This is a genomic window from Dickeya sp. NCPPB 3274, assembly GCF_000406205.1.
Taxonomy (GTDB): Bacteria; Pseudomonadota; Gammaproteobacteria; order Enterobacterales; family Enterobacteriaceae; genus Dickeya; species Dickeya fangzhongdai.
Genome location: NZ_CM001979.1, coordinates 1,859,294 through 1,874,361, shown reverse-complemented (window position 1 = coordinate 1,874,361; position 15,068 = coordinate 1,859,294). Strand labels below are relative to the sequence as shown.

3 protein-coding genes (1 of these 3 cut by a window edge) are annotated in these 15,068 nt (G+C 54.5%); all 3 read right to left on the bottom strand.

What is annotated here, in order from left to right; translation table 11 throughout:
* Tightly spaced (each overlapping or abutting the next), the 3 genes in view from DXX3274_RS08780 to DXX3274_RS08770 form a layout consistent with a single transcriptional unit that may run on beyond the window.
* Positions 1-6,476: the start of an SDR family NAD(P)-dependent oxidoreductase gene (locus DXX3274_RS08780; protein WP_042859472.1), read on the bottom strand. Its footprint begins 13,948 nt before the window's first position; the window shows 6,476 of its 20,424 coding nt (coding positions 1-6,476); the start codon lies at positions 6,474-6,476; the stop codon falls past the left edge of the window.
* The gene (locus DXX3274_RS08775) at positions 6,469-7,602 is read right to left on the bottom strand and encodes a MupA/Atu3671 family FMN-dependent luciferase-like monooxygenase (protein ID WP_042859471.1); all 1,134 of its coding nucleotides are present in this window, start codon (positions 7,600-7,602) and stop codon (positions 6,469-6,471) included. Before DXX3274_RS08775 ends, DXX3274_RS08780 begins: the two co-directional genes overlap by 8 nt.
* Positions 7,599-15,068, bottom strand: coding sequence for a beta-ketoacyl synthase N-terminal-like domain-containing protein (locus tag DXX3274_RS08770; RefSeq protein ID WP_042859469.1), 7,470 nt, complete (start codon positions 15,066-15,068; stop codon positions 7,599-7,601). Before DXX3274_RS08770 ends, DXX3274_RS08775 begins: the two co-directional genes overlap by 4 nt.

Below are 15,068 nucleotides of genomic sequence, written 5' to 3'. Positions count from 1 at the left end.
AGATCGCCATCGGCTTCAGCCTGCGACAAACGTTTCAGAACCAGCACCACCACCGCTTCACCCGGCACCATGCCGTTAGCGCGCTGATCAAAGGTATAGCAAACGCCATCCTCAGAGATCATCCCTGAACGCGCCATGATGTCGAAGCCTTCCGTCGAGAGCTGCAGGCTCACGCCGGCTGCCAGTGCGGTATCGCATTCCCGGTTACGCAGACTGGCGCACGCCAGATGCGCCGCGACCAACCCGGATGAACAGGCCGTATTGATCGCCAGCACGGGGCCGTGCAGGTCAAGAAAATAGGCCAGCCGTGAAGCCAGAATACCATTGTGATTGGCAGTAATTTCAACGTGTTCGGTAGATGCGAAACGCCCGTATGTTCCCTCTTCCACACCAACGAACGTACCGATGTGATGCTGCCGCACCGTTTGCGCACCGTAACCGGCGTGCTCCAGCGCTTTCCAGGCTTCCTGTAAAAGCTGGCGCTGACCGGGGTCCATGTTCTGTGCTTCGCGGGGCGAAATTTCAAAAAACAGCGGGTCAAACTCGGCCGCGCCAGGTATAACGCCGCACCATAACCCCTGCTCAGTCGACGTATCGCCATCACGACAAGATTCGTCCCGGCCGCGCAGGTATTCAGCACTCACCCGGCTTACAGACGATTTCCCCTCGGCCAGATACTGCCACATCTCATCAATATCGCGGGCACCGGGAAAACGACCGCTCATACCGATAATCGCAATCGGCTCTTCGCCATCGAATGAGGTGTCCTGCACATCGTGGCGAGCCGCTTCCCCAACAGCCGGGCGGATACCATGATGGGCATCCGCTCGTGCCGATTCGGCGCTCGGGTCAAACACCTCGCCTGCCTCGCTCAATCCGCTGTAATAGGCCTGCATCAACGCGCCGTACGTCGACATAAAGTACCGGCAGAGTTGCGACAAGGTGGCATGCCCGAAGAACAGGGCCGGCGAGACCGTGATTTTCCAGTGCTTGCTAAGGCTGGATGCAAATTCAGCCAGGCTTATCGAATCAAACCCGAAATCGGCCAGGTTCATTTCATGATGCAGGCGGTGTCGCTCAATCGCTAAAATATGCCCCACCGTCTGCTGCAATTCCCACAGGACACATTGCTCAACCGTCAGCCCCTGCATTTCCGGACGACGGATAGATGCGATGGCTGTTGTTGTTGCTGCCGTGACTGACCGCTGCTGCACGCTATCCTGACGCGCAGCGGATTCACCCGGCAAGCCGTTACCCAGTAAACGCTGAATACTGGCAGGTTGCCCGACCATCACCAGTGACGAACCGGCGTCACTGACGAGCAGTTGCTCAAACACCCTCACCCCTTCTTCACTGCGTAACGCACGTTGCCCACTGGTTTTTAAGTAAAGGGATGTGGCCTGCTCTCGCTCAGTTGAACGTTGCGTCATTCCTCCGTCCTGCCAGACCGGCCAACTGATCGCGATGGTCTTTCCTGTCAGCGAAGGCACCTGTTCGCCAGCGCATGCCTGGCTGTTCCGGGTGTTGGCATAGGCCATTTGAAAACGGTTCGCTACGGCATAATCACAGCCGCCAAAATCGCCAAAAATCGCCGCACTGGAAGAAAAATAGGCAACAAAGTCCAATATCTCTTCCGTACCGAAGACGTTTTGCCATGCCTGTTCCAGGACCAGCGTCCCCTGAATTTTGGGCGCCAATACCTGACGCACCTCATCAAGATCTTTTTCTGCCAATGTCCGTGTCGTTTGAATACCGGCGGTATGTAATATGCCGTTGATCTTGATGCCCTGACGCTGACAATCGGCGAACAGCGATTGCATCTGAGACAATTCACTGACGTCCGCCTGAAGATAAATCGCCTGGCCGCCGAGCTGCTCAATTGCCTGTAAACTCGCCTGTTTTTCTGAATCCAGGGGGGAGCGGCCGACCAGAAGGACCTTCGCCATAAAGTGCTCACACAGATAGCGCGCAAATATTTGCCCTAATCCGCCGAGTCCACCGGTAATCAGGTAACATCCGCCAATTTTTAACGCACTCTCTGTTTTCAACCTGTCATCGGGTTTTGAAACACCATTCTCGTTTAAAACCTCGTTGGCGTTTAAAACATCATCGTTTCCTAAACCGCCGTTTTCTAAACCGCTGTTTCCTAACCGTGCCGATTCGAAAGTCAATACATGGCGCTTGCCCTGGCTATACCGCACACCGTGAACCGGTTCACTCTGCAGCTCCGCCCAGATGTCGGACAAACATCCGCTGACCAAAGGCCATTGATCTGTATCGGCGGCCTCTGTCAGTTCAACCCCGGCAAACGTGACTTGTGTTCCCGGCAGCACAAAACGTAAAGAGGCGCCGAACGCGACTAACGCATCGGCATAGCAACGCGCCAGCTCGTCGGTAAACGCGCTGACCACCAAAACACGGCCCACATTCAATCCGCTGGATAGCAGCCCCTGAAACAGGGGCACTAATTGATTCATACCGGATTCAGGTTCAACAAAACACAGCAATGCGTCTACCGCTCCCGGCCCGCTCTGCGTCTGGAGGCCAGCCTGTACCTGAGCAAAATAGCGGCGATAGGCACCGACATCGTTAGCCGACCAGTCATCCAGGGTAAAAAATTCCGTCGTTGTCTCACCGGCAATGTGCCTGATACCACGGTGTAGCGTTGTCTGAGCCGCCGCGGGCGCGACACAAAGCAAGCGCTTTATCTGACGTTCAGCGCGATGCGGCGCATCCGGCAACGGTTGCTGTCGCCACCGTTCGCGATAGACCAGCACGGCATCACCCTGTTCCTGGGCGGTTGCCTTATCCGGCTCAATCGGTACATGACGTAAAGCCTGCTCAACTTTTCGGCTCTGCTGACCCGGTGCGGATAGCGTTGCGGCAGGCGTAGTTGTGACGGGGTTATCCGCCGCAGGGATCCAATAACTTTCCTGTTCGAACGGATAGGTTGGCAAGTGCAGCCTGCGTGGTGTCTGCCCTGGATATAAAACCCGCCAATCTGTCGGTTCTCCCCGAAGCCAACATGCCAACTGCCCGCCAATCAGCACAGAGGTTACGCCGGACCTTTCACCCTCGGTAAGTAACGCTTCGGCGGCGCTGGAATACGTTGCGGCGGGCACATCGGCATAATACAGATCGGGACATGACCGGAATCCCTCTTCAGCCGTAAGATAGCATCCCACGCTCTCCCGTAAGGTTGACCAGTTGTCGGCAATCCACGCCAGACGATGAGACATCGCCGTTCGCCCGCACTGCAGGGTATACGCCAAATCCCTCATATTTTCCGGTTCATCCCCGGCTATCAGGTTTGCGGCCATCTGCTTTAACTGCGGTTCACTTTTCGCAGACAAGACGATCAGGAACTGCTCGCCGGTACCTGACGGTGCATCCTGACGTCCCTCTTGTTCATCCGCGTTCTGCAACACCAAATGTGCATTGGTTCCCGAATGTCCGAAAGAACTGACTGCGGCAAAACGCCGTTCCTGTTCCCAGCGTTTGAGCTCGGTATTGACATAAAAAGGGCTGTCGGCAAAGTTAATATCTTCATTTGGCCGGACATAATTGAGCGACGGCGGGATTTCCCGGTTTTTCAACGCCAGCGCCGCCGTAATGACATTCACGATACCGGAAGCGGCTTGCGTATGGCCGATGTTGGTCTTTGGCGAGGTCAATGCGCAGTACTGCTTTTTATCCGTACCGGCACCATGAAACGCATCAATCAGTGCATTGCATTCGATCGGGTCGCCTAACATGGTGCCGGTACCGTGGCTGACGACATAGCCTATCTGGTCGGGAGAAACTCCGCTTTTCTGGTAAATCTGGGTGTAAAGCTCACGCTGCCGGGCACCGTTGGGCGCGGTCAGGCCGTTGGTTTTACCATCATAGTTAATCCCGCTACCTTTAATGACGGCATAAATATCATCACCATCTCGCCGTGCTTCGCTATAACGCTTTAACACGACCGTCGCGCAGCCTTCACCGACCACCATGCCGTTGGCACGGTCATCAAACGCGTAGCACGTGCCGTCTGGCGAGAGCATGTCGCCCATGCGGGACAAGGCATGCAACATCCGCTCCGGCTGGCAGATCAGGTTACAACCGCCGGCAAGTGCCAATTCGCTTTCACCGCTTAAAATGCTCTGACAAGCGTAATGTACGGCAACCAACGATGAGGAGCAGGCTGTCCCGATAGAAAGCAACGGACCTTTGGTATCAAGGAAATAACCAATGCGAGCCGGCGCGGTTCCCGTATGCACTGAGGTAATGGCAGACTCGTCGGTCAGCGGATAATCAGACTCCTCCATACCGACAAAGATGCCATGCTTTTGCCCGTACCACCCATGCGGGTCATAGCCTGCATCTTCAATCGCCCGCCATGCCGATTGCAGTAGCAAGCGATGGTGGGGATCCATGTAATGCGCTTCCCGGGGAGAGATCTTGAAAAACAGCGGGTCAAAGCGGTCGATGTGCGTCATAAAACCACCCCGGGTGGTTTTCATCTGAAGATCACTGCGGGCCAGCCGATTAGCAGGCACCGGTCCGATACGACACCGACCTTCTCGTAACACTTGCCAGAATTCCGCGGCGTTGTCGGCTCCGGCAACGTTAATATCGATGCCGATAATGGCGATATCATCATGATGATGGCTGTTTTGCGAGGACGCCGCATCGTGGTGACGTCTGTTGGCCGAACCGTTGTCGCGCATTTGTGCGGCGAGCATGTCGGCTAACGCCGCCGGCGTGGTGTAGCTGAATAAATCCGAACGCCGTAATGTAATCGGATATGCCGCCTCCAGCCGCCTGACGAAAGCCGCAACAGAAACGGAGTCCAGGCCAAGATCGGTAAATGCCTGATGGTCTGAGTCTTCACCTGAACCTTTCAGCCCCAGCAAACGGCTTATTGCCGCTCGTAGCTCCGCGCTGGCATCCGCAGCCGAATCGCTGGCCCGGTTTTTTTCACGGCTAAACGGCTTATCATCAGTCGGCGGTGTTTGAGATACAGGGGGTTGAAACCAGTAGTACTCACCAGCCAACGCCTCATGAGCCCGTGGGAAATCGGCGCCAGCGACCTGAGCGCCCCGATATTCTTCAATCACGATATGGGCATTGTTGCCACCTGAGCCATAGCTATGAATCGCCGCAAGCCGGGGGTGATCATCCGCCGGCCATGCCTGCGTTTCAGTCGCCAAACGACAGGGGACATCTTGCGTATCGCAATATTCATTCGCTTGTTCAAAGTCCGGAATTTTATGAATTTTATCGGTCTGAAGACTGCGGATCACTTTCAGCAACGCCCCCAGAGAGGAAGCGGAGTGCATGTGCCCCAATAGCGGCTTTAGACTACTCACCCGGCAGTAACCGTGCTCGAATGCCAGCCCTTGTTCATCACATAGCTGGCGTAATGCCCGGTTTATCGCGGTCCATTCCGCAATATCCGCGACAGGCAGCCCCATGCCCTGCGCCTCAATGTAAGACACCCGCCGCGGGTCGATCCCCGCCTCCCGGTAACAGTCCTTGATCAGTTCACAATGAGCATCCGTATTCGGTGATGCCATTGAAATACCACCCTGACCATTGAAGTTAACCCGGGTGTGTTTGATGACGGCATAGATCCGTCGGCCGGCGGCTTCAGCGTCCCGCAGACGTTCCAGCAGAATGGTGCCCACCCCTTCTGAGCGAATGAACCCATCCCCGTCTTTACCGAAAGAACGTACCGTTTTCCCGTGGGTCAATTGATTGGAATCGTTCAGCCGGTTAGTGACATCCGGCATCAGCATCACATTAGCGGCACCAACAATGGCACGATCAATCACACCGGCTCTGAGCGCCAGCGTCGCTCTGTGCAGCGCCACGGCAAACCCGGCACAGGTTGCATTGATTAATTCGCTGGGCCCGGCTAAATCAAACTGGTAAGAAATCCGGTTCGCAATCATACTGTCGGCCTGCGACAGGCCGAACTCAGGTCGATAGCCGTGGCGCGCCATCAGCGCCGCGTACTCATTGGACTCACAGCCGATAAACACCCCGGTCTGCGTTTTTCGCAGAGATTCGGCAGAAATGCCGGCATCTTTCAGCATGTGATAGGTTGACATCAGCAACAGGCGTTGCCTGGGATCCAGCTCTTCGGCCTCTATCGGTAAAATACCGAACACCTCTGGCGCAAATGACGCGATGTCAGGAATAAATCCCCCCGACAACACAGACCATTGGTCATCGCCCCCGTTTTCCCCCTGTCGATACCATGCCTGGCGCTGCGCCGGTAGTTCGGTGATTAAGGCGTCATCCGCATCCAGATGTCGCCATAACTCAGCCACACTCATACATTGCGGGAAATAACCGGCCAGACCCGTAATCGCCAACGGCTCATTGTTTCCGTGCGTCGCGGACACATCCAATACCGAATCCGATGTAGTCGTTTTATGGTGTTGAATCCACTGCTCAATGAAAGACAGGTGTTCTGATTGATCATGCATAAGCAACCCTCTCCCGCTTGAGATTGAATTCGACTAATTGCTGTAAATAACCAAAAGCATTGCGGACTGCGGTGTAGTCGATGCCAAAGTCTTGAAGGAAGGCAATTTCATTGACGCCAGAGGCGATGGCTAAATCAATCTGTTTCTGGCACTCCTCAAGCGGGCCAAAGATGCCTCCGGTTTTGAAATAACGGGCATAGGCATAATCAAGAATGTGGTCAATCTGGCTGTTGTCGAAATGCTTATCCCGGGCTTTCATCTGCGGAATAATGCTGCTGCGGATATAAGCTTTGAAGGGCTCGCGCACCACCTGCTGTACCCACTCCTGATCCGGGTGAACAAAGGCATGCATCATCAGGGTGACCCGACCACTTTGCGGGTCCAGCCCGGCTTCCGCCCGTGCGGCGCGGTAAACATCTACGTGTTTTCTGAACTCGTGCAGGTCGATACCATGCAGCATGCCGAATACGTTATAACCATGCAGGCCCGCATGCCGAAACCCCTGTTCGGAAAGGCTGAAATACCAGATGTTTATTTCTTGCTGAATGGGGCGTGGATAAACCACCGTCGGAAAAATCTCTCCGCCGGGACCGGGAAAATCCACCGTTTCTCCCCGCCATAGTTTCTGTATCACCGGAATACGCTGATCGCGTATTTTTGCCCGGTCCTCATAAGTTTCCGGCGACAGGATAAAATCCGCTTTGTTCCAGCCGCTCCCTACCCCCAGGTCAACCCGGCCGTCAGAGAGGATATCCACCATCGCCCAGTTTTCGACAATTTCGACCGGATGATGCAGCGTGTTCGTCACCGCAGCTGAACGTAACCGCACGTTTTTGGTTAGCGGTGCAAAGTAGGCGGCAGCGATGCTGTTATTGGCGTAAATAGAGCCGAACTCATAAAAATGGCGCTCAGGAAAGCAAACCGCTTCAAAACCTGCCTGATCGGCAAATTCGACCAGCTCACGGGCAAAGCGGTATTTATCCCGGTCTGAGACATCTTTTCGAACATCCGAAAAAAACAGATAACTAAAAGAAATGCCAGCCCCGAATTCACCAGCCTTCACCGTAGAACCCAGGCTGCAGTTGCCGGAGAAAAAATCGTCCAGTTTTTGATTTATCGTCGTCATAGCCGGATGTCTCCTGTCCCCACCTGTTGCCGCAATTTATTCATCAGTAGATTGGGCGTCGGATGTTCGATCAGCCAATTCGGCTGCACGGGAACTTTCATCTGTTTTTCCAGCGTGGTACTCAATTGCATCGCAATAATCGAGTCCATCCCGTAGTCTTGCAGGGGTTTGTCCCAGTCAAGATCGCTGCCCAGTTTCATGACCCTCTCGATCCCGAAAGCCAACACGCGACGAAGCTCTCCATCACGTTCAGCCGGTGTGGTAACGTCAGGCGCGACTGCCGCCTCAGGCTGGGGGTATTGGGGTACGGAGCGCTGAGTCTCCAGCGGCTGTGGAACAGGCCGGGCGGTGGTTATCACGCTTTCCACTTCTTGCCGTAGTTCGGCGGGTAAGTCGGCTAACGACAGCGCCGAGAGATAATCCGCAAATTCTGCCGTCGATAACCGCCCTGCGCTGAAAAGGTGGATTTTTTGTCGAACCGTATCTGCGATGGAACGGCTGGGGCTGACAGACAGCGGCACGGTCTGATCATCGCCAAGGCCCAGTAACGCTTTGGCTTTTTGTCTGTCCGTGATGGCAACCAGCGCCGTGACCACGTCGTTCCCTTCTGTTTGTAGCGCCTGCACCGCAGCCATGGCATCAATACTTCCCATGCCCTGTTGCGCCAAAGACGCTAACCGCTCGGCCAGCCGATTACCGTCAACAGCGCCATCGACGTTCCATTGTCCCCAGCAAATCGAGGAAACCCGTCCCTGCCTTTGTCTGAGAGAAACCAGCCGTTGCCGGTATCGGGCAAACGCATTCTGGAACGCGGCGGAATAGGCATAATCAGGAGAACCCTGAATGCCGAACGCCGCAACGGAAGAAAACATCAGGAAGAACTCCAGCGGTTCATCAGCGGTTGCCGCATCAATGTTCAGGGTTCCCGATACTTTCGCCGCCATCACCTGCCGGAACTTATCCCAGGGTTTATCCAGAATCGAACCGTCATTCACCTGCCGGGCCAGGTGTATTACCCCATGCAGGGTGATGCCTGCCGATTTCAGGGACTGCATCGCCTGGTTAAGGTTATCGATATCCAGAATATCGACGGCACGGTAAATCACCTGAGCGCCGGACGCCCTGATACGCGCCAAAATCGGAGCAACCTGATGTTCCGGACGACGGGAAAAAATCACCAACCGTGCCTGATAGTTGCGAGCTAACACCTGACACACCTGTTCCCCCGTCTCGCCCAGCGCGCCGACCATTAAATAGGTCGCCCCGGTGCGAAAGCGCGTTTCAGGCACCGGGTGTTCATCGGTTTCGCTGACACGTAGCTCATAGCGGCGGCCACGGCTGAAACGGATCGTCGGGGTATTGACGGCCTGAGTATGTTTTCCCGGTTCAGAAAGCGGCATCTCATCGCATAGCCAGGCTCGCATCAATTGCAGCGCGACATCCTGAGCTGTTGCCTGAGTCTCGACAATGACGTTCCGATAGCGATGCCCGACAGTTTCCAGAATCGCAGACCGGAACAATCCGGAAAGCGCTTCATGTCGTACATCCGTCATCGTCAGGCCTTGCTCATAATCCGCCCGATGGCAGCAATAGAACTGTACCGGATTCAGCCGGGCAACCGCCTGCACAGCCTGAACACAAAGGTACGCAAGTTGCAGGCCATACCCGGTTTCGGCGTCTGCGCCATGGGGTAAGAACAGAAAAACCACCAGTGGTTTACCCGCATCGGCGATCGCCGCCGAGAGTGCGGATTTCAGCGCATTAATCCCCGTTTGTGCCTGTAACACATTGTGCTGCAACGTGATATTCCGCACATCCCAGGTCGACGGTGGCATATCGGCAATATGTTGAATCTGTTGACAAACCTGCTCGATATCCCGGCAATCCGAAGGGGTATGGCTGAGGACCAGAATTTGCCGATCGCGGTTGGCCTTGATCCGCTCAACCCATTGGTTGCCTTCATGTTCCGTTACCTCGACCCACGTCTCTGTGGCTCGCAGCCAGTGGGTTTCTCCGGTTTCAACGGCCGGCGTTTTCGCTGTATCTTCCGGCAAACTCTCCGCCGCCTTCACCGCCGACGCTGCTTTTTCTTCAAACCAGCACGATTGTTTGAAAAACGGATAAGTAGGCAGGCTTATTCTTCCCGGGGAACGACGGCCGGCGGACCGCCCCGCAGTCTTGGCCTCGGGGTAGAGTAAATCCCACGGAATATCCAGACCTGTCACCCATAATCCCGCGAGCTGATTCAGGTTTTGCTGATGTGCCCATTGTTCGATAACAGCACTGAACTCGGGGGTATCGACAAACGCTGTATAAGAAGGCGCGTTGTAATTCACCCGGCCTCTAAACAGCGGTGGAGCGGAAATATCGCCGTGAACGCATTGGGTTAATTTCTCTTGCAGCTCACTGGCCGAGCCCGCAACAAAAGCGAGACGCTCCTCCATGGGCTGGCGTCCACGCTGCAAGGTATAAGCCAGTTGCTGCAAGTCGACGTCATGCCCATCGGTCTGTTCCCGCTGGAGCCAGACCAGCAGATTTTCCGCCATCAGCGGCAAACGATCGGCTCGCATTGCCGAGAGCACGATCAACACCGGTTTAGCCGCCGGAACGGTTTCAACCGCCGGAGCCAGATACTCCTCAATCACCAGGTGGGCATTGGTACCGCTGTAACCAAAGGAGCTCACTGCCGCTCTTCGCGGTTGCCTTTCATCATGCTGCCACGGCTTAAGTTGGGTATTGACGTAGAAAGGCGAGTCATCGAAACCAAAGTGTTGGTTCGGCGTACGAAAGTGCAGCGACGGTACCAGTTGCCGGTGTTTCATCGACAGCAACACCTTCTGCACGCTCGCCATGCCAGACGCTGCCGACGTATGACCAATATTGCTTTTTACCGATCCCAGACCGCAGAAGTTTTTGCGCGCAGTCCATTCCCTGAACACCGATGCCAACGCTTCAAGCTCAATCGGATCGCCCAGTTTGGTGCCGGTTCCGTGTGTTTCAACGTAACTGATTGAATCTGGGTCAATCTGATATTTCCGGTAAATCTCTCTTTCCAGTTCTACCTGACTGTTGACGCTGGGTGCCGTGATCCCATTCGTCTTACCGTCTTGATTGATGCCCGAACCAATGATGACGCCATAAATATGGTCGCCATCCTGTTCAGCCTGCGACAAGCGTTTCAGTACCAGACACCCGGCCCCTTCGCCAGGTACAAAGCCATCCGCCGTATTATCAAACGCTTTACACTGACCTTCGGGAGACAACATACCGGCAGAACACATGCCGATATACGTTTCCGGCATCAGATACAGGCTAACCCCGCCGACCAATGCCAGATCGATTTCACCATTTTGCAGCGCCTGAATAGCCAGGTGCGTGGTAACCAGGGACGAGGAGCACGCCGTATCGACAGGAATAGCCGGCCCTTTCAGGTTCAGGAAATACGGAATCCGCGCTGCACCAATCGCAAAACTGTTACCGGTACCGGACAGCGGCGTAGCGGAATTGAGCATCATATGAGCATATTCATAACTCATAATCCCCATATAAACGCCGCACTTCTTATGGCTCAGTTCTTCAGGGCTGTAACCCGCATCTTCAAACGCTTTATACCCTTCCTGCAGGAAGATCCGATGCTGAGGGTCCATTCCCTCTGCTTCTGCGGGTGAGATCGAGAAAAATAGCGGGTCAAAACGGTCGATATCACTTAATGCCCCGAGCCACTTGCAATATATTTTGCCGTCTTTGCTACGGTCAGGATCGAAATAGTGATCGACGTCCCAACGCGTTTTAGGCACTTCACGAATCGCGTTATGTCCATCCGTTAAGTTATTCCAGTATTGGTCCAGATTGTCTGCATCGGGGTAGCGCCCCGACATCCCGATAATGGCTATTTTCTCGGCCGTCTGGTTAATCACCCGATCATTTTCGGGTATCGATACCGATGCCGGCACGGCCAGATTTTGCGCATCCCGAGGCAAATCCGGCGGTTCAGGGATATCGGTTAATGTGACCGTTACCGGCTTTGGGGGCAACCTGCCTCCATCCTGCCGGGTGGCAATGTACTCAGCCAAAGCATGAATAGTCGGATAATCGTACAGGCGGGTAGCAGAAAGGTGGATGCCCAATCCCTTGTTAATCTGATTGATCCATTCAGCACCGATAATGGAATCCAATCCCAATTCCGAGAATGCGCGATCGTTGCCGATTTTTTCCGGTGTCATGTAGAGTGCGTCGGCCAGGCTGTTTTTCAGTAACCGGGTTATCTCGGTAACGTGCTCACTCTGAACCGATGACCGGTCAGTGGCTGGTGGTGCATGGGTCGTTTGTGGTGAATAAGCCGTACTGCCGTGCAGTTCCCTTATTATCTTATTATCTTCATGCCGTAACAGCGCGTCAGTCTCGGGGCTTTCCGACAAGGGTTTATCCGCCGCATCGCTGTGATCCCCATTGAGCACAATAAACTGTGCCAGTTGACGCACACTGGAGTAGTCATAAAGTCGCGTGGCGGACAGCGAGCTGCCCAGTTGTCGATTGATGTCATGAACCCATTCGGCTCCGACAATCGAATCGAGCCCCATCTCGGCAAAGGAGCGATCAATATGAATATCCGCCTCCGGCGAACACAACGCCTGGGCCAGACTCACCCGTAATTTTTCGATAACACTCGCCAGAGAAACACCGCCATGCCGGTGTTCCGGATGAAGAGCGCCATTAGCGTGTGTTGGGTTGACCCCGTTAATTTCCCCGTCGTCCGCAGTGTTCCGGATAGGTGTAGCGTGGCCATTGATGCCATGACTGAGGTGAACAGCCATCTTGTCGCTCGGCCGTTGCGCTGCCGCCGCGCCATTCAGCACGGCTGACTGGCCGATGTCTCTTTTCAGCGTCAGCGGCGGCAACGTCATTTTTCCTGCATGATTCACCGTTACGCCAGTGGTCGTTGACTGTTTAACCGTTTTTTCCGGCTCGGGTTGACGCCGCGTTTCTTTTATCCAGTAACGTTGACGGTCAAACGGATAGGTTGGCAGCGCCAGACGTGAGTAATGCTGACCCGCATATAATTGCCGCCAGTCAACCGCTCTGGTCTCCACCCATGCCTGGGCGATTTTCGTCCACTGGCGGCTCTGCCACCAGCGCGTAATATCCTGAATATCAAGTTTGGGTAAACGACCGGATTCATCGCAATTAACAAAAACAGCCCCCTCACCGGCTGCGGCCAGCGGATCACCGGCAATGATGGCCAGTTGACGCAAGAGCGATGCCACATCTTCCGCAACGAACGACGCTCTCGCCTCCATCGCATCTCGTCCGGTTTGCAGCGTGTAGGCGAACTGCTTGAGACTTCTCGCTACATAGTCTGAATTTTCAGCGACATACTGCATCAGATGCTGAGCATAAACCTGCAACCTTTCACTGTTTTTGGCTGACAGAACGATAATTTCCGGACCATGTCCGAACGACACGCCCTCTTCAGGTTCCCGACGGTATTCCTCAATGACCAGATGAACGTTCGAACCACCCGCACCAAACGAACTCACCCCCGCCCGCAGCGGCTGCAGCATATCGTCGACGATCGGACGCTGCCATGCCTGCCCCTGCTGGAGTACATAAAACGGGCTATTTTCTAGTTCCAGCAAGGGGTTCAGCGTCTGGCAGTGCAGTGACTGGGGCAGATATTCATCCCGCATCGACAGCAAAACCTTGATAACGCCGGCGACGCCGGCGGCGGTTTCCGTATGCCCGATGTTCGATTTAACCGAGCCTAGCGCGCAGTGTTTCACCACGGCTTTCCCGGCGCCGGCCTCTGAATGAAGCCCATGCGCCTGGTAAAGATCGTGAAACGCCATTTTCAAACCATTGACTTCAATAGGATCGCCTAACGGCGTCCCGGTTCCATGACACTCAATATAGGAAATACTGCGGGGATCAACGCCGGCTTTCCTATGCGCATCGCGGACAAGCTGAGCCTGAGCATTCGGATTCGGCGCCATCAAAGACGTCGCCGACCCGCCATGGTTCTCTGCTGAGCCGATAATCACGCCGAGAATATTGTCTTTATCGGCCTGCGCATCTTTCAGCTTTTTCAGCAGTACCACACCCACCCCTTCCCCACGGGCATAACCATTAGCCTGTTCAGAGAAAGTCTTGCAGCGCCCATCCTCGCAAATCATCTCTGCCTTACTGTACAGAATATGCATTTTCGGACTCAGGATCAGATTGGCGCCGCCGGCAATCGCCATGTCACAATCACCGTGCTGAATGCTCATCACCGCACGATGAATCGCCACTAAAGAGCTTGAACACGCCGTATCAATAATTTCACTGGGACCATGCACATCCAGCAAATAAGAGATACGGTTCGGACAAAACATATGAGGAATTGCCGTCAGTTCCACAATATCGCGGGACTGGGCATTCAGGACAGTTTCGGCATAATCCTGTAAATTGATGCCGGCAAAGACCCCAACCTTTTTGCCTGCCAACGATGACGGGGCATAGCCGGACGATTCGATAAGCCGCCAGGTCGACTCCAGAAACAGTCGATGCTGGGGATCCATGCTCTGGGCTTCGCGGGGAGAAATACCAAAAAATGCCGGGTCAAACTTATCCACATCGTCAATAAAGCCGGCATATTTCACATTGGTAAATTCACCATCTTTAGGATTACCGTAGATTGCCTGCCAATCCCAACGTTCACGGGGAATCTCGGTGATACAGTCCTGGCCCTGATAAAGATGACGCTGCAACGCCTCCACCGAGGGGGACTGGGCAAACATCCCGTCCATTCCGATAATGGCGATAGGCTCATTATTCCTGCCGAACTGATTGACGTCGGTGTTCTTGGCCTGCGGACGTTTCTCACTCGTCGGGGGAGACGGATTACGCTTTTGATGGAGCCGGTAACTTGTCGCCATGAGCTCGCGAAGCCGTTTGGCTGATGGCGCATCAGGCGATAACAGTGGCGCTGATGAATCGACAACCGGCGTCTGCCGGACATCTTTTAACTGCACATCGCCGGCAGGCCGACGATCATCGTTGACAGGCCGGTCATCATAACGTCGTACGACTTCCGGGCTGAAACGCTTGATGATGATATCCGTCAGTTCGGCAATGTTTCTGGCTTCAAAGAAAATAGCGGCGGAAAGCGATACCCCCAAGGCATCGGCAACACGCCCCATGATTTCTGTGATGACAATCGAATCAACACCGTAGGTCGATATCTTTTCTTCTCTGTCAATTTTTGCCGACGGCAACTTTAATATCGCAGAAAAAATAGCCAATATATCCTGCAGAAGTCTCTCACGGTAATCTCTACCTTTGACGTCAGAAAGCGGGCCCGACGGGATTTCGCCGGTAGTAGTGCAAACCGGTTGCGAATGTTCCATGGCAGACTGCATCAGCTCAGCTTCCAGAATGTTCCGGGCTGACTCGTGTAAGTCTCGGGTTCTGTTCTCTTTGCCTATCAT

Coding starts and splice junctions, on each gene's coding strand:
- DXX3274_RS08770 (WP_042859469.1), bottom strand. CDS start 15,068: ATGATAGGCAAAGAGAACAGAACCCGAGACTTACACGAGTCAGCCCGG.
- DXX3274_RS08775 (WP_042859471.1), bottom strand. CDS start 7,602: ATGACGACGATAAATCAAAAACTGGACGATTTTTTCTCCGGCAACTGC.